We start from the raw sequence: 22,046 nt of genomic DNA, 5'->3' as shown, positions 1-22,046 counted from the left end.
AAAAGGGGGCGGCGGCCATGAAAGCAAAGGCGCTGAGTGCCGTAGCCACGGCACTTCTGCTGGCGGTAATGGCCGTCGCCCTTCCTTTCAGCGTACCAAAATTATTCGGATATCAGATCTACAACGTATTGACCCAAAGTATGGAACCGGCAATGCCGGTGGGCAGCGCGATCTATGTGAAGCGCTGCGACCCCCAGGCCCTCGAGCAGGGCGATATCATCACCTTCCGGCTCAGCGAGGCCACCGGCCTTGTGGAAACGCACCGGGTGGTGGAAAACGACACGCAGGCGCGGCAGCTGATCACAAAGGGTGACGCAAACGCCCTGCCGGATGTGAATCCGGTGAGCTACGAGCGTGTGGTCGGAAAAGTGGTCATATGCATCCCGGTGCTGGGCACAGTGTCGGAGATGCTCCATTCCGGGCCAGGCGTCACGGCCTGTGTGGCGATTTTTGCCCTGGCGATCATCCTATGGACACTTGCAGACAAAACAAAGAAAAGGGAGCGTTCCAAGTGAAGAAAAGAGTTTTGCTGATGGGTCTGGCAGCAGTTATGGTCATGGGCGCAGTCGTGGGCGGCTCCCTGGCGGCAGGCCAGGCGAGCGCGGAAAACCCGGTCACGGCGCCTCTGACGGCGGCCACCCTGAATATTGAATGGACTGGCGGCGAAAGCGATCCGGTTGCCCTCACGGTGACGGATAAGGCACTGATGCCGGCAGACAAGATCAACGTAAAAGACGGTTATAAAGTAGACAATACCGGCAGCGTGGATTCCTACATCCGCGTTACCGTGACCAAATACTGGGCGGATGCAGACGGGAAAACCACCGATCTGGATGCCGCAAACATTGAACTGGGCCTGAACAGCGCCGACTGGATTAAGGCCGAGAAACTGTTCGAGGGCAACTCGGGCGAGACCGAGGTGTACTACTACAAGTACCCGGTACCGGCGGGCCAGAGCACCAGCGAGCTGCTGGAGATCATCGGCATCCCGGCAAGCCTGACCAACGAGTATGCAGGTATGAACGTACATCTGGAGGCTGTGGCGGACGGCGTACAGTTCGCGGGCGCGGATGCGGCCGACCTGAACGCCAGTGGCATCCTGGCAAGCTGGGGCGTTGTGGCCCAGTTGGACGCCAGCGGCAACCTGGTCAGCGTGACCGAATAAGCGGGAGGAGGCAGTGAAGATGAAGAAAAAACTGATCGCGAGCCTTTTCTCGCTGGCTCTGAGCGCGGTATTCGCGCTGGGCTGCTTTGCCGCCGGTGCCGACAAGGTGGTCTATGACGGCACCAACCTGACCTATTCGGGCAGCACTCAGATGAGCGGCTTTACCCAGATGATTCCGGGCAAGACCTACACCGGCACCATCACGCTGGAGAACACCGGCGACAAGGCCGCCTACTTCTACATGGATACCAGCGTTGTGAGCACCCTGATCGGCGCTTCCAATGCAAAGGATACCGGCTACACTGTAAGCCTGACCTGCGGCGGCAATACCCTGTACGGCTATGACCCCGCCACCGGCAAGGCCACCGGCACCCTGGTGGGCGGCGACACCACCACCGGTCTGGAAGAGTTGAACAAGCAGCTGGAGGAATACCCGCTGGTGGCCACGCTGGACCCGGGCCAGACCGCGGACGTGGTGCTGAGCATCACCCCGGACGCCACCGCCACCAATGTGAGCTACATGGGCGCGGAAGGCATGATTGAATTCCGCTTCCAGGCGGCCGATGTGCCTGATGTGAAGACCGTTGTGACCACCGAGACGGTGCAGGGCGCCCCCAATGTGGTGACCCAGGTACGCACCATCGTGGTATCGGCTCAGACCGGCGATTTCAACATCATTGCGGTGTGTGCTGTGGTGGTCGTGCTGGCGGCGATCGTGCTGCTGGTGCTGACCAAGAAGAAAAAGAAGGAGGAAGCAAGCGATGCGCAGAACAAATAAGCTGTTGGCCGGGCTGCTGGGCCTGTGCCTGGCGGTAAGCGTTTGTGCGATGCCCGCCCTGGCGGCGGAAGATGATGCTTCCTCCACCGAAGCCACCACCTATGTGGTGACCTTCCGCCCTGGTGAGCACGGTACGTTCACCGATTCCTTCATCGCCGGGCTGGAAAAATACGGCGAGGTGAAGACCAGCGAGGCCACCGGCGCGGTGGCTGTGCGGCTGAACGAGGGCGCGGCTCTGCCCAACGCTCCCCAGCTGACCGATATCGTGATGAACGAGGACGCCACCCGCTACTTTGTGACCGATGCCGCCCAGGGCTACACCGGCGGCACTGCCAGCGGCGACGTGAACGCGGTGGCCCAGTACACCCTGCGTGCCAGCAGTGAGGACGCGGTCTTCACCGTGCATTACCTGGACCGTGAGACCGGCGCCGAGGTGGCTCCCAGCCTGCAGGGTTCTGCACCCGTGGGCCAGAGCCTGACCTTCTACGCGCTGAACAACATCGAGAACTACACCGCCGAGGCAGCCAGCCAGCAGCTGACCGTCTCCGCCAACGCGGACCAGAACGTGGTGAACTTCTACTACACCGCGGCCGTAAACAATGTAACCGAGACCGTGACCACTCCGGGCGGTACTGTGATTCAGTATGAGGATCAGACCGTTGTGGGCGGCGCGGCGGTAGCAGGCGGCGGCGCAGGTGGTGCCGGCGGAGCCGGTGGCGCTGGCGCAGGCACCGGTGAAGGCGGCGATACCGTGACCATCCCCGAGGATAACACTCCCCAGGCGGGCGGCGACAACACCCCCGGCGGTGAGGATGTGGAGATCCCCGATGAGAGCACCCCGCAGGCCAACCTGCCCGGTGAGGGCACCAGCGGCAGCGTGATGCCTCTGGCCATCGGCGGCGCAGTGGTTGCCATTGTGGTGATTGCGGCCATCGTGTTTGCAATCAATCGCAAGAAGAGCGCAGAGGGCGAATAATTTTCCTTCCGCTCGATCTGAATGAAATGCAAGGCCGTGGCCGGGACAAAACCCCGGCCGCGGCTTTTTTGTGCAGTCGGCGGCAGGATTCCGGTGGGGGAAAACAAAAAATCGCGCAAAACAAGGGCGGCACCGCACAATTCCGGGCAGTGGAGCGCGCCGGAAAATTTTTCGCCCAAAAGATGGGATAAGAACCAAAAAGCACAGCCAATCCTTGGTGGACCCGCGCGCATTTTTGGAAATATCACGGAAATTTTGGGCGTGATACGCCCCCTGAGCCGACAGGCGTGAATTGTGTGGTGTTGCCCAAGGCAAAAAATGCTTGACCTTCCACCCGGTAGAGGGTATATGTTATAGAAAAGCAGGCAGCGCGTCGCCGGTCAAAGGAGGCGCGCCGCACGCAAAACAGCCGGGCTGTTCGGCGCGGCGGGGGAGGGAAGGCCCATGCAGATCAAACAGGTGGAACTTCTGGTGGGAATGAGCCAGAAGAACATCCGCTTTTATGAAAAGGAGGGCCTGCTCTGCCCACGCCGGGAGGCGGGCAACGGCTACCGCAGCTACACCGACGAGGATGTGGAACGGCTGCGGCGCATCAAGCTGCTGCGCAAGCTGGATGTGCCGCTCAGCGAGATCGCCGTGATGCTGGAGGGTCGCCTGACCCTGGCCCAGGGCATGCGCCGCCATCTGGTAACGCTGGAGAACCGGCGCAAAAACCTGGACACCGCCCAGGCGCTGTGTGCCGAGCTGGCAAAGGAGCCGGGCCTGCTGGCAGAGCTGGACGCGGCAAAGCGGCTGGACGAGATGGCCCGGCTGGAGGAAACGGGGGTGCGCTTTGTGGATGTGAACGAACGGGACAAGAAAAAACGCTTCCGGGGCGCCTGGCTTGCGGCGGGCATCTTCGTGGTTCTGATGCTGGTGACCGAGGCCTTTCTGGCCTGGGCGCTGAGCACCGAGCCCGCGCCGCTGGGCATTGCGGTGCTGCTTTTGAGCATCCCGCTGGTGTTTCTGGTGGGGGCGCTGCTGGCACTGCGGCAGCGCATTCAGGAGATCAAAGGAGGAGAGATCGATGATTATCGTAACTATTGACCACATTCCCGGCAGAAATTATGAGGTGCTGGGCGTGGTGAAGGGCAATGTGGTGCAGAGCAAAAACTTCGGCAAGGACTTCATGAGCGCCATGAAGGGCCTGGTGGGCGGCGAGATCGCCGACTACACCGAGATGCTGGCCGAGGCCCGGCAGATCGCCACCGGCCGCATGGTGAAGGAGGCCGAGGTCATGGGGGCGGACGCGGTACTGAACCTGCGCTACGCCTCCTCCAGCGTGATGCAGAGCGCCGCCGAGTGCATCGCCTACGGCACCGCCGTGCGCTTTGTGGACTGAGAGGAGGAGAGGGACGATGATTTCCAATGCCTTGATCGTTTCCGTTGGGATTTCGCTGGTGTGCACCCTGATCCTGCCGGTGGTGGTGCTGGCGGTGCTGCTCATCACCCGGAAGCTGAATCCGCTGCCCCTGCTGGCGGGCTTTGCCAGCTTTTTTGTCAGCCAGATTTTGCTGCGCATCCCGCTGCTGCAGGTGCTCAGCACCCAGAGCTGGTTTGCGGCCTTTGCGGCCCATACCGTGGTGTATGTGATCCTGGTGGGCGGCCTTTCCGCCGGTCTGTTTGAGGAGACCGCCCGGCTGGTAGGGGCAAAGCTTTTGAAAAAACACCGCACCTACAAGGATATGCTCAGCTTCGGTCTGGGCCACGGCCTCTGCGAGGTGATCCTGCTCATCGGTCTGGGTCAGCTGAACAACCTGCTGTTCTGCCTGATGGTCCGGGACCCCCAGCTGGCTGCTTCTCTGGGCTTCGGCAACGACCTTTTGCAGGCCGTCACCCAGCAGCTGGCCGCGGCCAGCCCGCTTATGGTCTACCTGGGCATTCTGGAGCGGGTGAGCGCGGTGATGTACCACGTGTTCGCCACCTGCCTGGTGTTCCTGGCGGTGAAGCGCCGCCGCCCGGTGCTGTATCTGGCGGCCATCCTGGCTCATACCGTGTTCAACGCCGGCGTCTCCCTCGTGCTGATGGGCCTGTCCTATGTGGTGAACACCACCGTGGCGTCGGTGCTCACCGAGCTGGCTTTGCTGGCCGCGGGCCTTGCCTGCACCGCCTTTACCCTCAGTCAGAGGAGCCGCTTTGACGCGCCGGAAGCGCTTGCACAAACGTCCAAGAATGAAAGTTAAAAGTAATACTTTTGAAGCTGTTAAAAACCCCGCGAACCCGCTTGGCAGGCCGGTTTGCGGGGTTTTTACATTGGCTTAACAGACAAAATGATCGTGCAAATGGAAAGGGCCGTCGTGTATCTTGCCGAAGATACGAACGGCAGGGGGAAAAGTGTTGAAATCGTGAAAAAGAACGGCTACAATTGGTATCGTGCTCAAAAAAACGAGCTTGCGGGAGCAGGCGGCCCGGCCGCCTGCTCGCACCGTTTTTTTGGAATGGAACGAATGAACAACCATGTAAGGGGGATTTTTCACATGAAGAAGATTCTAAGCCTTGCGCTGGCCGCTGTGATGGCCCTGAGCCTGGCCGCCTGCGGCGGCAGCACCGCTTCCGGCAGCACTGCTTCCACCGCCGCCTCCGGCAGCACCGCCGCTTCCGCCGAGACCACCGGCGCCGGCATCGCCAAGGAAGACATCAAGGTGGGCGTTGTGCATCTGTCCGACCCCGCTGAGGGCACCGGCTACAGCTACACCCATGAGCAGGGCATCCAGGGCATGATGAAGAACATCGGCCTGTCTGAGGACCAGCTGGTGGAGAAGATCAACGTGTCCGACACCGACGCTGCTGCTGTGCAGAACGCTCTGACCGAGCTGGTGGAGGAAGGCTGCAACATCATCTTCGCCACCTCCTGGGGCTACATGGATACCTGTGAGGCCATGGCCGAGGAATATCCTGACATCATCTTCAGCCACGGCACCGGCTACAAGTCCAACGGCACCAACTTCAACAACTACTTCGGCCGCATCTACCAGGCCCGTTACCTGAGCGGCATCGCCGCCGGCCTGAAGACCGAGTCCGACAAGATCGGCTACGTGGCCGCCATGGGCAAGGACAACGGCGAGGTTACCAGCGGCATCAACGCCTTCGCTATGGGCGTTGCCAGCGTGAACCCGGATGCTCAGGTTTACGTGAAGGTGACCAACAGCTGGTTCGATCCCGAAGGCGAGAAGCAGGCCGCCGAGGCTCTGATCGCTTCCGGCTGCGACGTGATCGGTCAGCACTGCGACACCGCCGGTCCCCAGCTGGCTGCTGAGGAGCACGGTGTCTGGGGCGTGGGCTACAACAGCGACATGAGCAAGGATGCTCCTGCTGCTACCCTGACCAGCGTAATGTGGGACTGGAGCGTTTACTACACCCAGGCCGTGCAGAACGTGATCGACGGCACCTGGGTTGCCGGTGAGAAGGTGGACAACTACTTCGGCGACATGGCCGACGGTCTGGTTACTCTGGCCGACCTGAACACCGACCTGATTGCTGAGGGCACCGCCGAGAAGATCGACGAGGTGAAGGCCCAGATCGTTTCCGGCGAGTGGGATGTATTCGACGGCAAGACCGAGATCAAGGACAACGAGGGCAACACCCACACTCTGGAGGGCGCCGACTACGGCAGCTGCAACTGGTACGTGGAGAACGTGCACGAGCAGGCATAACGCCAAACCCAACGCATAACCCTGAAAAGGGCGGTCCTGATGACCGCCCTTTTTTCCGGTATATGGGGCCGCGGCCCCGCACACAACAAGAAACGCAAGGAGGAGGAACCTCATGGGCGAACAGAAATGCGCCATCCGCTGCAGCGGCATCACCAAGCGGTTCGGCAGCGTGGTTGCCAACGACGGCATCGAGCTGGACGTACAGTACGGCGAGATCCTGGCCCTGCTGGGCGAGAACGGCAGCGGCAAAACTACCCTGATGAATATGATCTCCGGCATCTACCATCCGGACGACGGCCAGATCTTTGTGGCCGGTCAGCCGGTGAGCATCAGCTCCCCGGTGGACGCCCAGAACCTGGGCATCGGCATGATCCACCAGCACTTCAAGCTGGTGGAGGTGTTCACCGCCATGGAGAACATCGTGCTGGGCACCCCCGGCAAGCTGCCGGGCAAAAAGGCCCTGAAGGCCCAGGTCAAGGAGCTGTGCGCCAACTACGGCCTGGAGATCGACCCGGAGAAGCCGGTGTACGAGATGAGCGTTTCGGAAAAGCAGACCGTTGAAATTCTGAAGGTGCTGTACCGGGGTGCGAAGATCCTGATTCTGGACGAGCCCACCGCCGTGCTGACCCCCCAGGAGACCGACAAGCTGTTCGCCATCCTGCGGCAGATGAAGGCCAAGGGCTGCGCCATCATCATCATCACCCACAAGCTGAACGAGGTGCTGGCCATCAGCGACCGGGTGACCATCCTGCGCAAGGGCAAGAGCGTGGGCAGCGTGGCCACCGCCGGTGTGGACGCCGCCAAGCTCACCGAGCTGATGGTGGGCCACGCGGTGAGCCTGTCCATCCGCCGCCCCGAGCCCAAGGACGTGCACACCATCCTGAAGGTGGTGGACCTGACCGTGAACAAGCCCGACGGCAGCAAGGGTCTGGACGATGTGAGCTTCCACATTCACTCCGGCGAGATCCTGGGCGTGGCCGGTGTGGCCGGCAGCGGCCAGAAGGAGCTGTGCGAGGCCATCGCGGGCCTGATTCCCGCGAAAAAGGGCGCGGTTCTTTATAAGAAAGAGAACATTCTGGGCAAGAGCCCCGAGGCCATCATCGACCTGGGTATTTCCATGAGCTTTGTGCCCGAGGACCGTCTGGGCATGGGTCTGGTGGCCAGCATGGGCATGACCGACAACATGCTGCTGAAAAGCTACCGCAGCGGCAAGGGCCCCTTCGTGGACCGTGCCCCCGCCCGCGCTCTGGCCAAAAAGCTGGTGGAAAAGCTCTCTATTGTGACCCCGGGCATCGAGACCCCGGTGCGTCTGATGAGCGGCGGCAACGTGCAGAAGGTTCTGCTGGGCCGCGAGATCGAATCGGGCCCGAATCTGCTGATCACCGCCTACCCGGTGCGCGGTCTGGACATCAACTCCAGCTACGTGATCTATGATCTGCTGAACCAGCAGAAGGAGAAGGGCGTGGCCGTGATGTTCATCGGCGAGGACCTGGACGTGCTGCTGGAGCTGTGCGACCGGATTCTGGTGCTCTGCCATGGCCGCATCACCGGCCTGGTGGACGCCAAGACCGTAACCAAGGAGCAGATCGGCCTGATGATGACCGGCGAGATGACCGAGGAAGAGAAGCAGAAGGAGGCGCAGGAGGCATGACCGGTACCGTGAAAACAACAAAAGAACCGCTGTTCCATGTGGTGAAGCATGCCGAGCGCACCGGCCGTCAGATGATCGGCTTTCGGCTGCTGGCGGTGGCCCTGAGCATCGTGGCGGGCGGCCTGTTCATTCTGGCCATCGGCCACAACCCCATCGCCGTGTACGGCACCATTCTGGAGGGCGCATTCCGCAGCGAGATCGCCATTCAGTCCACCGTGAAGTTCGCCATCCCCCTGTGCATCTGCGCACTGGGCGTGACGCTGGCGTTTAAAATGAAGTTCTGGAACATCGGCGGCGAGGGCCAGCTCATCATGGGCGCGGTGTTCGCCAGCTACTTTGCTCTGAACTTCCCCCACTGGAACCACTGGGTGCTGCTGCTGGTCATGCTGGTGGCGGGCGCGCTGGGCGGTGGCCTGTGGGGCCTGCTGGCCGCGGCCTTCAAGGTGAAGTGGGGCACCAACGAGACCCTGCTCACCCTGATGCTCAACTACATTGCGCTGCATCTGGTGTCCTACCTGCAGGCGGGCCCCTGGCGCGACCCGGAGGCCAACGGCTTCTCCAAGATTGCCCGCTTTGACAAGAACGCCGGCATGGACAAGGTGCTGGGCGTGCACTTCGGCTGGATCATCATGCTGGTGCTGGTGGCGCTGGTGTGGATCTACTTAAAGCGCAGCAAGCAGGGCTACGAGATCAGCGTGGTGGGCGAAAGCCAGGACACCGCGCGCTATGCGGGCATCCACGTGAAAAAGGTGGTGCTGCGCACCATGTTCCTGTCCGGCGCCATCGCGGGCATCGCGGGCGTGTGCCAGGTTTCCGGCAGCGATATGACCCTGTCCATGGGCGTGGCCGGCGGCGTGGGCTTCACCGCCATCATCGTGGCCTGGCTGTGCCAGCTGAATCCGGGCATGATCCTGGTGGTGTCGCTGCTGTTCAGCATTCTGGAAAAGGGCTCCAGCGTGGTGCAGTCCACCTACGGCCTTTCCTCCGACTGCGCGGACGTGCTGCAGGGCATCATTCTCTTCTTCATTCTGGGCAGTGAGTTCTTTGTGCGGTACGCCTTTGTGGGCCGCAGCAAGAAAGGGGGCGCCAAATAATGGATCTGTTCATCAAATTCCTGGTGGCCGCCATCGGCGCGGGCACCCCGCTGCTGTTCGGCACCGTGGGCGAAATTCTGAACGAGAAGGTGGGTCATCTGAACCTGGGCGTGGAAGGCATGATGGCCATCGGCGCCTGCGCGGGCTTCATGGGCGGCTACCTGAGCGATAACTTCCTGGTGGCGCTGCTCTGCGCCTTTGCGGCGGGCATGCTGGCCGCGCTCATTTATGCGGTGCTCACCATCACCTTCATGGCCAACCAGAACGTGGCGGGTCTGACCATGACCATCTTCGGCGTGGGCATCTCCAACTTCATCGGCGTGTACATGATCGGCACCTCCGAGGGCGGCACCCTGAAGCTGCCCGAGAACGTGACCGCCCAGATGCGCAGCATCCACATCCCGGTGCTGAGCGACCTGCCGGTGGTGGGCGAGCTGGTGTTCAGCTACAACCCCTTTGTTTATCTGGGCATCGTGGTGGCGGCGGTGTGCGGCTGGTACCTCTACCGCACCAAGACCGGCCTGAACGTGCAGGCCATCGGCGAGAACCCCGGCGCGGCGGACGCGGCCTCCATCCAGGTGACCAAGTGGAAGTACTTCAACATTCTCTTGGGCGGCGGCATCTGCGGCATCGGCGGCGCCTACTGCGGCATGATCATCAACGGCGGCGTGTGGATCTCCAACAGTGTGAACGGCCTGGGCTGGATCGCGGTGGCGCTGGTCATCTTCGCCGCCTGGAAGCCCCACATGGCCATTCTGGGCAGCTTCGTGTTCGGCGCGCTGCGCGTGCTGAAATACTACAAGGTGGGCTTCATGGTGAACCTGCCCGACGCCTTCTTCGACATGCTGCCCTTCCTGATCACCGCGCTGGTGCTCATCATCACCAGCATGCGGGGCAGCAAGGGTGCGCACATCCCGGCGTTCCTGGGCAACAACTACTTCCGCGAGGAGCGGTAAGCGGCTGCCCTTCGGCATAACATCACACGGCTCCGGTCCTCTGGACCGGGGCCGTTTTGGCATTGCAGGAGCGAAAAGGGCCGGAAAACGGAGAAAACATACGAAAAATTCGTGAAAAATTAACAAAATCAGCGCCCTGGATCGGTAAAACATCCGGAGCTTTTGTGTTATAATGGTAGTATTAACCAGTTAAAATGCTGCCGGGGTGCAGCCCGGCAGGAGGAGGGCGGAGGGATGAGCGAAGTAACAGCGGCCGAGATGAAGCGGCTGGAGCAGCAGGCGGATGCGGCGGGCCTTTCCTACCGGCAGATGATGGAGAACGCGGGCGCGGCAGCGGCAGCGCTTGCTCTGCGCACCTGGCCCGGGGCGAAGAGCGCCGTGGTGTTCTGCGGCAAAGGAAACAACGGCGGCGACGGCTTCGTGGCTGCACGGCATCTGGCAAACGCGGGCCTTGCGGTGCGTCTTTATCTGGTAGAGGGCGAGCCGGTGACCACCGACGCCATTTACAACTGCGGCCTTGCGCGCGAAGTGGGCCTGCCGGTGCTGGCGGCGGATGCGCTGGACGAGCCGGAGCAGGCAGACTTTCTGAAAAACGCGGACATCATTCTGGACGGGGTGTACGGCACCGGCTTCCACGGGACCCTGCGCCCGGAGGGGCTGGCCGCGGCCCGGCGGATGAACGAAGCGCCCGGCAGGGTGCTGGCGCTGGACCTGCCCAGCGGCCTGGAGGCGGACAGCGGAACTGCCGCCGAGGGCGCGGTGCGGGCCGACCTGACCGTGACCTTCCACGCGGCAAAACCCTGCCACCGGCTGGCGGCGGCACAGTGCGGCCGGGTGGAAGTGGCGGACATCGGCATCGGAACAGCCTTACAGAAATAAGGAGGCGGCAGTCATGAAACGAGTGGTCATTACCGGCGCAGGCGGCTTTGTGGGCGGCCGTCTCACAGCCCATTACCGGGACCGGTGGGACATCACCCCGCTGGACCACAAAACGCTGGAGCTCACCGACCACGAGGCGCTGCACGCGGCTTTGCAGGCCGCCGCGCCCCAGCTGGTCATCCACACCGCGGCGCTCTCCAATACCGGCTACTGCGAGAGCCATCCTCTGGAAAGCTTCGAGGTGAACCTGCAGGCCCCGGCGGTGCTGGCGAAGGAATGCGCGGCGCTGGGGGCAAAGCTGGTGTTCTTCAGCTCGGACCAGGTATACAACGGCACCCGGAAGCTGGGCCCCCTGCCCGAGGACGCGCCCCTGGACCCGGTGAACGTGTACGGCCGCCACAAGTGGGAGGCCGAGCAGCGGGTGCTGGAGTCCTGCCCTGAGGCGGTCTGCCTGCGGGCCAGCTGGATGTATGATTTTGACCGGCCGGGGCTGAAAAGCAGCACCGGCTTCTGGGGCACGCTGCGGCGCAGCCTTGCGGGCAAAATGCCCCTTTCCATGGCGGTGCGGGAGTACCGGGGCATCACCTGGGTACAGCCGGTGATCGAGGCCATGGAGCAGATGGCCACCCTGCCCGGCGGGGTGTACAACATGGGGGCGGAGAACCCCCTGAACACCTACGCCACCGCGCTGGAGTGCCTGGGGCTGCTGGGTGCGGAGCTGAGTATGGACACCAGCCGCCTGAAAGCGGGCTGCGGGGTGGACCTTGGCGATACGGTGGGCAGCTTTGCGGCCTGCCTGCGCGCCTTTGAGGAACAACAAGGAGGTAATGTGATATGATGCATGTGGCAGCGGTGATCCTGACCGACGAGGCGGGCAAGATCCTGATCTGTAAGCGGGGCGAGGGCGGCAGCTGCGCCTTTTTGTGGGAGTTTCCCGGCGGCAAGGTGGAGGAGGGCGAAAGCCCCGAGCAGGCCGCGGTGCGGGAATGCAAGGAGGAGCTGGGCCTGGACATCACTCTGGGGCCCGCCTATGCCTCGCTGGATTACTCCTACCCGGATAAGGACATTCACTTTACCTTCTTCAACGGCCGAGTCACCGGCGGCGAGATGGAGGTGCGGGTGCACGAGGAGGCCTGCTGGGTGGCCCCCGCCGAGATGAAGGACTACAATTTCTGCCCGGCGGATGTGGCCCTGGTGGAGCGGCTGGCCTGGGAGCGGCAGATCGAGCTGCCGGTGATGCCCGCCATGGCGGCCAGCCTGATCAGCGCGCTGAACGAGCAGGGCTTCGAGGCCTGGGCGGTGGGCGGCTGCGTGCGCGACAGTCTGCTGGGCAAGGACCCCAAGGACTGGGACCTGTGCACCAGTGCCCGGCCGGACCAGGTGAAGGAGTGCTTCGCCGGTACATATAAGGTATTGGAGACCGGCATCCAGCACGGCACCGTGACCGTGCTGGCGGGTAACGAGACCTACGAGATCACCACCTACCGGGCGGAAAGCGACTACGAGGACCACCGCCGCCCCGAGGAGGTCACCTTCGTGAACAGTCTGGAGGAGGACCTGGCCCGGCGGGACTTCACCATCAACGCCATGGCCATGGGGCCGGACGGCACCGTCATCGACCCCTTCGGCGGTCAGGGCGATCTGAAAAACGGCGTGCTGCGCTGCGTGGGCGACCCGGCACAGCGTTTCAGCGAGGATGCGCTGCGCATTCTGCGGCTGCTGCGGTTTGCCTCGGTGCTGGGCTTTGCCATTGAGGAAGAGACGCTGGCCGCGGCCCACGCGAAAAAGCAGATGCTGCGCTGGGTGAGCGGCGAGCGGATGGCCCGGGAGATGACCCAGCTGCTCTGCGGCAAGGCGGCCCACCGGGTGGCAGCGGAAAATGGTGCGATCTTTGCCTACGTGATGCCGGAGATCGAGCCTGCCCTCACCTTCACCCAGAAGCGGGGCGGTGAGGAACAGAACCTGTGGCAGCACGCGGCGGACACGCTGGCCTATGCGCCGGACCTGCCCGAGGTGCGCTGGGCCATGCTGCTGCGGGACATCGGCAAGCCCTGGTGCCGCGAGACCCTGAAGGAGGGCGACAGCACTTTTGAGGGCCACGCCGAGGTGAGCGCCCAGCTGGCCGACTGCATCCTGCGCCGGCTGAAGGTGGACCGGAACAGCCGCGAGACCATCTGCCAGCTGATCCGCTTCCACGGCATCCGCCCCGCCACCGGCGAGGTGAGCGTGCGCCGCTGGCTGAACCTGCTGGGCCCCCGCCAGGTGAACAGCCTGGTGCACATCTGGTGGGCGGATGTTTCCTCTCACCATGCCAAGGGCGAAAACCTGAAGGCCTTTGAGCAGACGCTGGCCGATACCATTAAGAACGCGGGCTGCTACGCCACCGATCAGCTGGCCATCACCGGCGGCAACCTGCTCACCGCAGGGCTGGCCAAGCCCGGCCCCAGCATGAGCAACATGCTGGACTGGCTGCTCCACGAGGTGGTGGAGGGCCGGGTGGAAAACACCCGCGAGGCCCTGCTGGAAAAGGCCCGGGAGTGGCAGGAGTAAGCACCGCTGCGCGAAAACATATGACCATAACGCCCGGCCCCGGCCTCAAAACCGGGGCCGGGTCTTTGATTTGTTGCACAAAATCGCAAAAATCGGCCAAAAAGCGCCCCGGGATGGGGCGGGGGGGCATTGTGCCGGGGAAAAAATGCGGCTATACTAGTCAATGCTGCGTCCTGTAACGTGTGTTTTCGGGCGCAATGGGGAAGGAGAGAGGTTACTTTTATGATGCACGAACTGCTGCATGTTGCAGAGCATGCCGTCCACGACAGCATTCCCATGCTGCCCTTTTTGTATCTTGCTTATTTACTGATCGAATACATCGAGCGGTTCCACGGCAGCCGCATTGAAAAGGCTCTGGAGGGCGGCGGTCACTGGGGCTTTGTGCCCGGCGCGGTGCTGGGCTGTGTGCCCCAGTGCGGTTTTTCCGCCATGGCCGCCAACTTCTACGGCAGCCGGGTGATCAGCCTGGGCACTTTGCTGGCGGTGTTCCTGGCCACCAGCGACGAAGCCATTCCCATGCTGCTGGCCGTGCCGGACCAGTGGCCCCGGCTGGTGCTGCTCATCGCCGTGAAGATCGGCGTGGCTCTGATCGCGGGTCTGGTGCTGGATGTGCTGCTGGTGCGTTTTCTGCCTCGCTCGCTGCGGGGCGGCTACACCGGCCACGCCGACGAGGTGGACTGCCACGAGCATCACGCCGAGCGCCAGAGCATTTTTGTATCGGCGCTGTGGCACACCTTTATGATCTTTCTGTACATCGTGGGCTTCAGCTTCGTGATCGGCCTGGCCATGGAGCTGGTGGGCGAGGAGGTCTTCACCGCCTTTCTGGCGAACCTGGGCGTTTTGCAGCCCATCTTCGCGGCCCTCATCGGCCTGGTGCCCAACTGCGCGGCCAGCGTGCTGCTCACCCAGCTGTATCTGGGCGGCTCCATCAGCTTCGGCGCGGCGGTGGCGGGCCTGTGCAGCGGCGCGGGCGTGGGCCTGGTGGTGCTGTGCAAGGCAAACAAAAGCTGGAAGCAGAACCTGTTCATCATCGGCCTGCTCTGGGGCGCGGGTGCCGTGACCGGCATGGCCCTCCAGCTGCTGGGCGTTTAAAACATTGGAAAACTCCCCCGGACCCTGTGTGGTCCGGGGGAGTTTTTGCGCTTTACAACTGCATGGAAACAAACCAGTTTGCCCCCCTCTTTGGGTGTTTTTATTGTTTAATTTGCACAATCGCGTATTTTGCCCGCTGTCGATTGTTCCGGCCTGACGGCTGCGCTATAATGGGGCTAGAAAGCAGGCGTGCCATTGCCACGCCATAGCAGGGCGGGCAGTGCTTGCGCCGCCCCGGATCGCGCCGCAGCGCATGGATCAGGAAGGAGAGTATTTCCTATGATTATTAAGAATGGTCATATTTTCACCGCTCAGGGCCGCTTCATGCAGGCCGACATCAAGCTGGAGGGCGACCGCATTGTGGAGATCGCCTCCGCCGGTACCCTGGAGGGCGATGAGGTCATCGACGCCACCGGCAAGTACGTGACCCCCGGCTTTGTGGACATCCACATCCACGGTGCCGCCGGCAGCGACTTCTGCGACGCCACCACCGAGGATGTGGTGAAGATCAGCCGCTACGAGGGCAGCCAGGGCGTTACCACCTTCCTGGGCACCACCATGGCCTTCGATGAGGAGATCCTCACCAATGTGTTCGAGGCGGCGAAGCCCCGCTTCCATCAGGACGGCGAGGGCGCTGTGCTGCGCGGCGTGAACATGGAGGGCCCCTTCTTCAACAAGGCGAAGAAGGGCGCTCAGGCCGAGAAGTACATCGTGGACCCGGATTTTAACATGTTCCAGCGTCTGTATGAGAAGTCCGGCAAGAACATCCGTCTGCTGGATGTGGCTCCCGAGCTGCCCGGCGCGCTGTACTTCATCCGCAAGGCCAGCAAGATGTGCACCGTGTCCATTGCCCACACCTGCGCCACCTACGAGGAGGCCAAGGCCGGCTTTGCCGCGGGTGCGACCCACACCACCCATCTGTTCAACGCCATGCCCGCCTTCACCCACCGCGCTCCCGGCGTTGTGGGCGCGGCTGCCGATGATTCCGCCCATGTGGAGATCATCAGCGACGGCATCCACCTGCATCCCTCTGTGGTGCGCGCCGTCTTCGCCATGTTCGGCAACGACCGCGTCTGCCTGATCAGCGACAGCATGCGCGCCGCCGGTATGCCCAACGGCGAGTACAGCCTGGGCGGCCAGAAGGTCATCATGAATGACGGCAAGGCCACCTTGGAGGACGGCACCATCGCGGGCAGCGCCACCTGCCTGGCCGAGTGCTTCCGCCGCGCTGTGAAGTTCGGCGTGCCTCTGGAGACCGCGCTGAAGGCAGCCACCATCAACCCCGCCCAGGCCGTGGGCCTGTTCGACGAGGTGGGCAGCATCACCACCGGCAAGCGCGCCGACGTGCTGATCCTGAACAAGGAGACCCTGCAGCCCGAGACCATCTTCATCGGCGGCGTAAAGCAGTAATTTTTCCTCGGAAGCATTCGGGGGCTGCTGCATTGCAGCAGCCCCCTTTTTTCGCCGGCGTGGCATAAGCCACACCGGCTTTTTTGTATGCTTTTCTTTTGCGCTGTGCTGTGCTACAATCAGGAAAAAAGAAAAGGATGGGACCCATGCCAAAGCGCGCCGAAGACTATATTCCCTGGACCATTGAGGACCGAAACACCCCCGAGCAGCGGGAGCTGCAGCAGCAGCTGGAGCAAACCGGCTGCCGATTTGGAGAAAACTGCTATATTTCGCCGGACGCGGTGTTCAGCAACGCCACCCTCCGGGCGGGCGACGACTGCATTGTGGCCGCGGACGCTCTGCTGCGCCAGGCGGCCGTCACCATGGGGGACAACTGCTCCATCAATCCCATGGCCTACTTACAGGGAGAGATCCAGCTGGGGGACAACGTGCGCATTGCGCCCCGGGCGAACCTGATCGCGGAAAACCATGCCCACGGGGATATTTTTCTTCCCATCACCCGGCAGGGCCTGACGGCCGAGGGCATCACCGTGGGGGACGACGTGTGGATCGGCGCCCAGGCCATTGTGCTGGACGGCATCCATGTGGGAGCCCACAGCATCGTGGCCGCGGGCGCGGTGGTCACAAAGGATGTGCCGGAGTATAGCATCGTGGGCGGAAATCCGGCCCGGGTGCTGAAGAACCGCATCCGGGAATATTTCCGGGAGCCGCTGGCGCAGCTGTGCAGAAAGGTGGACCGGCAGCTGGAAACACTGGTGAAGAGCCACATTGTAAACGGCGGCTATGTGGACACCTCGGACAACCAGCCCCCGGTGCGGGCCTGGTGCGACGCGGCGGAGCTGCTTGCCATGTTCCGCAAGCCGAATCCCCTGATGGAGCCCGCGGCGCTGCTGCAGACCATGGGCCGGATGCAGGAGGAGGAAATCGAATATCCGGTACTGTGCCTGGGCTACGCCATGGAGGTCATGGGCGGACATCTGCCCCATGCCTACCGGGCGGCGGAGCAGTACACCGGCCAGCGGCTGAGGGAATATCTGGAGGGCTTTGACTGGAGCGCGCAGACCTGGCACGCGGGGCACTGCATCGACTGCCTGGGAACGGCCTTCTACCAGAACCAGAAATACTTCGGCCAAAGGGCAGACCTGGACACCCTGTTTGCCTGGCTGGATGAACACGCGAACCCCCAGACGGGAATGTGGGGCAGCGCCAATGCCATGGAAACGGTGAACGGATTTTACCGCCTGACCCGGGGCACCTATGCCCAGTTTGGCCGCCCGCTGCCCTATCCCGAACAGACCATCGACTATGTGCTGAAGCATGTGGCGGACCCACGTTATTTCGGCGGGAAAAACGGCACCGCCTGCAATGTGCTGGATGTGATCCATCCGCTCTGGCTGTGCAAAAAGCAGACGGACCACCGGTATGAAGAGGGCCGGGAATGGGCGCTGCAATGGGTGAAAAAGATTCTGGACAACTGGGAAGAGGAGAAGGGCTATTCCTTCACCCTTCAGCTGCGGGACAACCCCACCCTGATGGGCACCGAGATGTGGCTGTCCATTCTGTTCCTGCTGTGTGACTACATCGGAATCGGGGACCTGCTGTGCTATGCCCCCCAGGGCGTGCACCGGACGGTCACCGAGCTTTGAACATAATTTACGCCGGGCAAACAAAAAGCCGCCCCTTGCGTTTTCCGCAAGGGGCGGCTTTGCTGTTTTAAAAACTGGGCGGGGTGATGGCGAACACCGCCCGGAATTCCTCATCGGAATCGTTCACCCACCGGTGGGGCGTGGAGGGTGGGATCTGCACCGAGTCCCCGGCGGTCAGCCGGTACACGCTGCCCTGCAGATGCAGCTCCGCCTGACCGCTGATCACATAGGTGACCTCCTCGCCGGTATGCTCCCGGTCCGCCTCCGAGGAGGCAGTGCGGGCAGGCAGCTCCATCAGGCAGAATTCAATGGCGCAGTCCACGGTGGGAGTGAGCAGCTTGTACAGCACCTGCTCGCCAGGATGGCCGATGATCCGGTTCTCGCCCCGGCGCACGATCAGCCGCTCGGCGGGGGGCTCCTCCTTGAAAAAGCGGAACAGGGGCACCCGCAGCGCCTGGGCAATGTTCTTTAAGGTATTGATGGAGGGATTCACCGCACCGTTCTCGATCTGGCTGAGCATCGAGGGGCTCAGCTCCACCCGGGCGGCCAGCTCCCGCAGGCTCAGCCCGCTCTGCTTGCGGAACTGCTGCACCTTCCGCCCGATCTTCAGTTCTTCCTCCATGCCAGCGTCCCTCCGTTCTGTTGGTAACAGAACTGATTATACCACAAACCCGCCGGAGGGAAAAGCGGCTCAGTCCAGCACGGTGGCCAGATATTGCTCCCAGATTTCGGCGGGCACCAGACGGCCGCCGGTGGCCCAGGCGATCTGTACGCTGTTGTTGAGCACCTGCTCGGTCAGGTCGTGGGCAGCGCAGTAATCCCGGCTGCCGGGCAAAGTCAGCAGGCCACGGGGGCCCGCGAAGGCCGCGCAGCTGGAGGGCTCGATCCGCTTGCCCTCGCTGGCATCCAGCAGGCGCAGGTAGTTGTAAAGGTTGGCGTCCGCCACCGTGAAGTCGCCGCTCACCAGATTGCCCAGTACCCGGGTCACAAAGCTGGAGGGAGAAGCGCAGGCCAGGCCGTCCGCATGGGTTTTGCCGGAAAGCCCGAAGTGGCGCACATTGGCCTTCTCATACTGCTTGGTGGCCATGCCCAGCAGCACCGAGGGGCACTGGGTGGGCTCCACCAGAAAGCAGTGTACATTATTTTTAAACAGCCGCTTGAGGCCGTAGGTGATGCCGCCGGGCGCGCCGCCCACACCGGTGGGCAGATAGACGATCAGGGGATGGGCCGCGTCCACCACAATGCCCCGGTCGTCCAGCTGCTTTTTCAGCCGGCGGGCCGCTACCGCGTAGCCCAGAAACAGGTCCACGGATTTTTCATCGTCCACAAAATAGCTCATGGGGTCCTTGTCCGAGTTGGTCCGGCCCTCGGCCACCGCCCTGGAATAGTCGCCGCTGTATTCCAGCACCTCCACGCCATGGCTGCGCAGCAGGTCCTTCTTCCACTGCTTGGCCTCGGCGGACATGTGCACCTTCACCCGGAAGCCCAGCGCCGCGCTCATAATGCCGATCGACATGCCCAGGTTGCCGGTGGAGCCCACCTGCACCGTGTACTGGCGGAAGAAGGCCCGCATCTCCTCGCTGTCCAGCTTGGCGTAATCGTCGGTGAGGGCGAGCTTTCCCGCGGCAACGGCCAGGTCCTCGGCGTGCTTGAGCACCTCGTAGATGCCGCCCCGGGCCTTCACCGAGCCGGCAATGGCCAGGTGGCTGTCCATCTTGAGCATCAGCCGGCCGGGGATGGTGCAGTGATATTCCCGCTCCAGCGCCTGCTGCATGCGGGGGATGTCCTCCAGGGGCGATTCGATCAGCCCGCCGGTGGGCTCGGTCTCCGGAAAGCGGCGGCGGATGAAGGGTGCAAACCGGGCCAGCCGGGCCGCGGCATCGTCGATGGCTGCGTCCGGCACCACCAGCTGGCACAGCCCGTCGGTCATTTCCACGGGCAGATGGAGCGGGTTGATCCAGACCGTCTCTTCGGCGCAGGCCACCCGGCCCAGAGCGGGGTTTGCTGCAATGGCTGCCTGTACATCGATCATAAGGGGTCCCTCCTGTAAAGTTTAAAAATAATTAACGGTTATTCAATTGCGTGTTCATTATAGATGAACACATGTTAAATGTCAATGGGGCAAAGCAAAAAAATTTTGCTCCTTGCCCCCGGTGCGGGCAGATGGCACAGAAAAACGGCCCCCGGCGGGCAAAAGTTTGGAGCGAGAAGGCGTGAAATTGCGGCAAAAAGGCTTTTCAAGCGCACTGCTTTTCGCTACAATGGGAAAAGTGAGACATTTCCCGGCCCCTGCTGCCCGGGCGGCGGGGGCCTTAACCAACAGGAGAAACTGCCATGAACGATACCATCAAAGTGCTGGCGCTGGATTTGGACGGCACCCTGACCAATACCAAAAAGGAGATCACCCCCCGCACCCGCGCCGCGCTGCAGCGGGCGGCCGCCGCGGGCGTGCGCATCGTGCTGGCCAGCGGCCGGCCCACCGTGGGCGTGCAGTATCTGGCCAAGGAGCTGGAGCTGGAGAAGCTGGGCGGTTACATCCTGAGCTACAACGGCGGCTGCATTCAGGACTGCGCCACCGGCAAGGTGGTGGCCCAGGAGGTCTTTCCCCCTGAGCTGGTGAAGCCGGTGTGCGACGAGGCCCGGGCCGCGGGCGCGGTTGCCATGAGCTACAACAGCGAGGGCGTGATCACCGAGCACCCCGAGGATGAATTCGTGCAGCTGGAGTGCTTCACCTGCCGGGTTCCGGCGATCCAGGTGGAGGATCTGGGCAGCTTTATCGACTTCGATGTGAACAAGATCCTGCTGAGCAAGGACCCGGACCAGATCGCCCACGTGGAGGAGCACATGCAGCGCAAGTTCGCGGGCAAGCTTTCCATCTACAAGAGCATGCCGTATTTTCTGGAGATCATGCCCCTGGGCATCGAGAAGGCCCAGAGCCTGCGGGCGCTGCTCACCATCCTGGGCCTGACCGAGGAAAACCTGATGGCCTGCGGCGACGGCTGGAACGATATCTCCATGATCAAGCTGGCGGGCGTGGGCATCGCCATGGGCAACGCGGTGCCGCAGGTCAAGCAGGCGGCCACCTGGGTCACCGCCGACAACAACCACGATGGCGTGGGCCTGGCGGTGGAGAAGTTCATCTTCGGCGAAGAGGTGGAGCTGCCCCCGGAGGAAGAGTTTTTGTTCTGAGCAGCCCGGTTTTGAGAAAAAGGAGAAACACCATGATTACCTTTGTATGCTACGATAAATGCACCACCTGCCAGAAAGCGAAAAAGTGGCTGGACGAGCAGGGCGCGGCCTACACCGCCCGCCCCATTAAAGAGGAAAACCCCACCGCCGCCGAGCTGGCCGACTGGCAGGCCAGAAGCGGCCTTGCGGTGAAAAAGTTCGTGAACACCAGCGGTCTTTTGTATAAGTCCATGGGCCTGAAGGACAAGCTGCCCGCCATGACCGACGCGGAGATTTTTGATCTGCTGGCCACCGACGGCATGCTGGTCAAGCGGCCGATCCTGGTTACCGACAAGGGCGTGTTCCCCGGCTTCAAGGCCGAGGAGTGGGCCAAGCTGCTGTGATATTTTAAAAAGAAAAAACCGTGGAGCCGGCTTCCACGGTTTTTATTTTTTGCCTGAAAATAGTCACAGCAGCGCCAGCAGCCGCTCCACCACAAAGACGGTCACGCAGGCGCAGGCGGCCACCGTGACCAGGCCCCGCCCGGCGAAGCCCACCGCTACCGCCACCACCAGGGCCGCGAAGGCGCTGATCGGGCTTTCGGTGGCCGAGAGGATGGCCGGGAAGGTCATGGCCGCAAGGCAGGCGTAGGGCACATAGAACAAAAAGGACCGCAGCCGCCGGTTCTGGATCTTCTTTTGCAGCAGCGTCAGCGGCAGCATGCGGATGAGATAGGTCACACCCGCCATGACCAGCAAATACCAGAAAAGACTCATGCGTTTGCCTCCTCATTCTCAGCGGGCTGCTCGTCCGCCAGGTCCACCGGGAACAGCCAGGCCCCCAGCGCGGCCGCCGCCAGCGTGCTCAGGATAATGGCAAAGCCGCTGGAAATGAATTTCAGCAGCGGCACCCAGGCGATCAGGCAGCTGACGATGACCGCCGCCGCCACCACGATGCGCACGCTTTTCAGCTGGCGCATGGGCGGCACC

General features: G+C 62.5%; 22 protein-coding genes and 1 pseudogene. 19 read left to right on the top strand and 4 right to left on the bottom strand.

Annotated features, from left to right (window positions below):
- The 17 genes from J7G73_RS10385 to J7G73_RS10305 all read left to right on the top strand — a co-directional run.
- On the top strand, positions 1–515 hold a 515-nt coding region (locus J7G73_RS10385; protein ID WP_291246199.1), incomplete at its 5' end, for a signal peptidase I.
- A complete protein-coding gene (locus J7G73_RS10380; RefSeq protein WP_291246198.1) occupies positions 512–1,165 on the top strand; it encodes a hypothetical protein in 654 nt (217 codons plus the stop codon). The genes J7G73_RS10385 and J7G73_RS10380, both read left to right, overlap by 4 nt.
- Positions 1,166–1,184: 19 nt before the next feature.
- Positions 1,185–1,943 carry a hypothetical protein gene (locus tag J7G73_RS10375; protein WP_291246197.1) on the top strand — a complete coding sequence of 253 codons (759 nt, stop codon included), beginning with the start codon at positions 1,185–1,187 and terminating at the stop codon, positions 1,941–1,943.
- Positions 1,927–2,919: a MucBP domain-containing protein gene (locus tag J7G73_RS10370; protein ID WP_087293040.1), complete on the top strand. Its 993-nt coding sequence runs from the start codon at positions 1,927–1,929 to the stop codon at positions 2,917–2,919. Before J7G73_RS10375 ends, J7G73_RS10370 begins: the two co-directional genes overlap by 17 nt.
- Positions 2,920–3,363: 444 nt before the next feature.
- Positions 3,364–4,005: a MerR family transcriptional regulator gene (locus tag J7G73_RS10365; RefSeq protein ID WP_291246196.1), complete on the top strand. Its 642-nt coding sequence runs from the start codon at positions 3,364–3,366 to the stop codon at positions 4,003–4,005.
- Positions 3,986–4,300, top strand: coding sequence for a heavy metal-binding domain-containing protein (locus tag J7G73_RS10360; protein ID WP_291246195.1), 315 nt, complete (start codon positions 3,986–3,988; stop codon positions 4,298–4,300). Before J7G73_RS10365 ends, J7G73_RS10360 begins: the two co-directional genes overlap by 20 nt.
- Before the next feature lie 16 nt (positions 4,301–4,316).
- Positions 4,317–5,141 (top strand): YhfC family glutamic-type intramembrane protease, encoded by an 825-nt coding sequence (locus J7G73_RS10355; RefSeq protein WP_291246194.1) that lies wholly within the window; start codon positions 4,317–4,319, stop codon positions 5,139–5,141.
- A gap of 294 nt (positions 5,142–5,435) precedes the next feature.
- Complete coding sequence (locus tag J7G73_RS10350; protein WP_087293032.1) at positions 5,436–6,611, top strand: BMP family ABC transporter substrate-binding protein; 1,176 nt, start codon at positions 5,436–5,438, stop codon at positions 6,609–6,611.
- Between the two features lie 112 nt (positions 6,612–6,723).
- The gene (locus J7G73_RS10345) at positions 6,724–8,262 is read left to right on the top strand and encodes an ABC transporter ATP-binding protein (protein ID WP_087293030.1); all 1,539 of its coding nucleotides are present in this window, start codon (positions 6,724–6,726) and stop codon (positions 8,260–8,262) included.
- Positions 8,259–9,356 (top strand): ABC transporter permease, encoded by a 1,098-nt coding sequence (locus J7G73_RS10340; RefSeq protein ID WP_087293028.1) that lies wholly within the window; start codon positions 8,259–8,261, stop codon positions 9,354–9,356. Before J7G73_RS10345 ends, J7G73_RS10340 begins: the two co-directional genes overlap by 4 nt.
- Positions 9,356–10,312: an ABC transporter permease gene (locus tag J7G73_RS10335; RefSeq protein ID WP_291246193.1), complete on the top strand. Its 957-nt coding sequence runs from the start codon at positions 9,356–9,358 to the stop codon at positions 10,310–10,312. The genes J7G73_RS10340 and J7G73_RS10335 overlap by 1 nt, the downstream gene beginning before the upstream one ends.
- Before the next feature lie 234 nt (positions 10,313–10,546).
- On the top strand, positions 10,547–11,191 hold the full coding sequence (locus J7G73_RS10330; protein WP_291246192.1) for an NAD(P)H-hydrate epimerase: 645 nt from the start codon (positions 10,547–10,549) through the stop codon (positions 11,189–11,191).
- Between the two features lie 13 nt (positions 11,192–11,204).
- Positions 11,205–12,029, top strand: a complete 825-nt coding sequence (locus tag J7G73_RS10325; RefSeq protein ID WP_291246191.1) for a sugar nucleotide-binding protein — start codon at positions 11,205–11,207, stop codon at positions 12,027–12,029.
- Positions 12,026–13,741 carry a CCA tRNA nucleotidyltransferase gene (locus J7G73_RS10320; protein WP_291246190.1) on the top strand — a complete coding sequence of 572 codons (1,716 nt, stop codon included), beginning with the start codon at positions 12,026–12,028 and terminating at the stop codon, positions 13,739–13,741. Before J7G73_RS10325 ends, J7G73_RS10320 begins: the two co-directional genes overlap by 4 nt.
- A gap of 222 nt (positions 13,742–13,963) precedes the next feature.
- A complete protein-coding gene (locus J7G73_RS10315; RefSeq protein ID WP_291246189.1) occupies positions 13,964–14,833 on the top strand; it encodes a putative manganese transporter in 870 nt (289 codons plus the stop codon).
- Between the two features lie 279 nt (positions 14,834–15,112).
- A complete protein-coding gene (nagA, locus tag J7G73_RS10310; protein WP_291246188.1) occupies positions 15,113–16,243 on the top strand; it encodes an N-acetylglucosamine-6-phosphate deacetylase in 1,131 nt (376 codons plus the stop codon).
- Between the two features lie 146 nt (positions 16,244–16,389).
- Positions 16,390–17,889 carry a DapH/DapD/GlmU-related protein gene (locus J7G73_RS10305; RefSeq protein ID WP_291246187.1) on the top strand — a complete coding sequence of 500 codons (1,500 nt, stop codon included), beginning with the start codon at positions 16,390–16,392 and terminating at the stop codon, positions 17,887–17,889.
- A 67-nt stretch (positions 17,890–17,956) separates the two neighbouring features.
- On the opposite strand, the gene J7G73_RS10300 is transcribed toward J7G73_RS10305, so the two are convergent.
- Both J7G73_RS10300 and J7G73_RS10295 read right to left on the bottom strand, forming a co-directional pair.
- Positions 17,957–18,511 carry a cupin domain-containing protein gene (locus J7G73_RS10300; RefSeq protein WP_291246186.1) on the bottom strand — a complete coding sequence of 185 codons (555 nt, stop codon included), beginning with the start codon at positions 18,509–18,511 and terminating at the stop codon, positions 17,957–17,959.
- Between the two features lie 69 nt (positions 18,512–18,580).
- Entirely contained in the window at positions 18,581–19,921 is a 1,341-nt protein-coding gene (locus J7G73_RS10295) for a D-serine ammonia-lyase (RefSeq protein WP_291246185.1), read from the bottom strand.
- A 302-nt stretch (positions 19,922–20,223) separates the two neighbouring features.
- Here J7G73_RS10295 and J7G73_RS10290 point away from each other — a divergent pair, with 302 nt between their 5' ends.
- Together J7G73_RS10290 and J7G73_RS10285 are read left to right on the top strand one after the other, a co-directional pair.
- Positions 20,224–21,078, top strand: coding sequence for a Cof-type HAD-IIB family hydrolase (locus tag J7G73_RS10290; RefSeq protein ID WP_291246184.1), 855 nt, complete (start codon positions 20,224–20,226; stop codon positions 21,076–21,078).
- A 32-nt stretch (positions 21,079–21,110) separates the two neighbouring features.
- The gene (locus tag J7G73_RS10285) at positions 21,111–21,461 is read left to right on the top strand and encodes an arsenate reductase family protein (RefSeq protein WP_291246183.1); all 351 of its coding nucleotides are present in this window, start codon (positions 21,111–21,113) and stop codon (positions 21,459–21,461) included.
- 63 nt (positions 21,462–21,524) lie between these two features.
- Here the strand turns inward: J7G73_RS10285 and J7G73_RS10280 are convergent, their stop codons facing one another.
- Together J7G73_RS10280 and J7G73_RS10275 are read right to left on the bottom strand one after the other, a co-directional pair.
- Complete coding sequence (locus J7G73_RS10280) at positions 21,525–21,833, bottom strand: AzlD domain-containing protein (protein ID WP_058962706.1); 309 nt, start codon at positions 21,831–21,833, stop codon at positions 21,525–21,527.
- Positions 21,830–22,046 (bottom strand): annotated as a pseudogene (locus tag J7G73_RS10275) (branched-chain amino acid ABC transporter permease); the annotation flags it as partial. The pseudogene J7G73_RS10275 and the gene J7G73_RS10280, both read right to left, overlap by 4 nt.

Source organism: Allofournierella sp., from assembly GCF_017889395.1.
Lineage (GTDB): Bacteria > Bacillota > Clostridia > Oscillospirales > Ruminococcaceae > Allofournierella.
Note: the sequence above shows the minus strand (reverse complement) of the source record. Positions and strands in the feature narration are given on the sequence as shown.

Excerpts from the sequence above, each read along its gene's own strand:
- J7G73_RS10375 (WP_291246197.1), top strand. The coding sequence starts at position 1,185 with ATGAAGAAAAAACTGATCGCGAGCCTTTTCTCGCTGGCTCTGAGCGCG.
- J7G73_RS10370 (WP_087293040.1), top strand. The coding sequence starts at position 1,927 with ATGCGCAGAACAAATAAGCTGTTGGCCGGGCTGCTGGGCCTGTGCCTG.
- J7G73_RS10365 (WP_291246196.1), top strand. The coding sequence starts at position 3,364 with ATGCAGATCAAACAGGTGGAACTTCTGGTGGGAATGAGCCAGAAGAAC.
- J7G73_RS10360 (WP_291246195.1), top strand. The coding sequence starts at position 3,986 with ATGATTATCGTAACTATTGACCACATTCCCGGCAGAAATTATGAGGTG.
- J7G73_RS10355 (WP_291246194.1), top strand. The coding sequence starts at position 4,317 with ATGATTTCCAATGCCTTGATCGTTTCCGTTGGGATTTCGCTGGTGTGC.
- J7G73_RS10350 (WP_087293032.1), top strand. The coding sequence starts at position 5,436 with ATGAAGAAGATTCTAAGCCTTGCGCTGGCCGCTGTGATGGCCCTGAGC.
- J7G73_RS10345 (WP_087293030.1), top strand. The coding sequence starts at position 6,724 with ATGGGCGAACAGAAATGCGCCATCCGCTGCAGCGGCATCACCAAGCGG.
- J7G73_RS10340 (WP_087293028.1), top strand. The coding sequence starts at position 8,259 with ATGACCGGTACCGTGAAAACAACAAAAGAACCGCTGTTCCATGTGGTG.
- J7G73_RS10335 (WP_291246193.1), top strand. The coding sequence starts at position 9,356 with ATGGATCTGTTCATCAAATTCCTGGTGGCCGCCATCGGCGCGGGCACC.
- J7G73_RS10330 (WP_291246192.1), top strand. The coding sequence starts at position 10,547 with ATGAGCGAAGTAACAGCGGCCGAGATGAAGCGGCTGGAGCAGCAGGCG.
- J7G73_RS10325 (WP_291246191.1), top strand. The coding sequence starts at position 11,205 with ATGAAACGAGTGGTCATTACCGGCGCAGGCGGCTTTGTGGGCGGCCGT.
- J7G73_RS10320 (WP_291246190.1), top strand. The coding sequence starts at position 12,026 with ATGATGCATGTGGCAGCGGTGATCCTGACCGACGAGGCGGGCAAGATC.
- J7G73_RS10315 (WP_291246189.1), top strand. The coding sequence starts at position 13,964 with ATGATGCACGAACTGCTGCATGTTGCAGAGCATGCCGTCCACGACAGC.
- nagA (WP_291246188.1), top strand. The coding sequence starts at position 15,113 with ATGATTATTAAGAATGGTCATATTTTCACCGCTCAGGGCCGCTTCATG.
- J7G73_RS10305 (WP_291246187.1), top strand. The coding sequence starts at position 16,390 with ATGCCAAAGCGCGCCGAAGACTATATTCCCTGGACCATTGAGGACCGA.
- J7G73_RS10300 (WP_291246186.1), bottom strand. The coding sequence starts at position 18,511 with ATGGAGGAAGAACTGAAGATCGGGCGGAAGGTGCAGCAGTTCCGCAAG.
- J7G73_RS10295 (WP_291246185.1), bottom strand. The coding sequence starts at position 19,921 with ATGATCGATGTACAGGCAGCCATTGCAGCAAACCCCGCTCTGGGCCGG.
- J7G73_RS10290 (WP_291246184.1), top strand. The coding sequence starts at position 20,224 with ATGAACGATACCATCAAAGTGCTGGCGCTGGATTTGGACGGCACCCTG.
- J7G73_RS10285 (WP_291246183.1), top strand. The coding sequence starts at position 21,111 with ATGATTACCTTTGTATGCTACGATAAATGCACCACCTGCCAGAAAGCG.
- J7G73_RS10280 (WP_058962706.1), bottom strand. The coding sequence starts at position 21,833 with ATGAGTCTTTTCTGGTATTTGCTGGTCATGGCGGGTGTGACCTATCTC.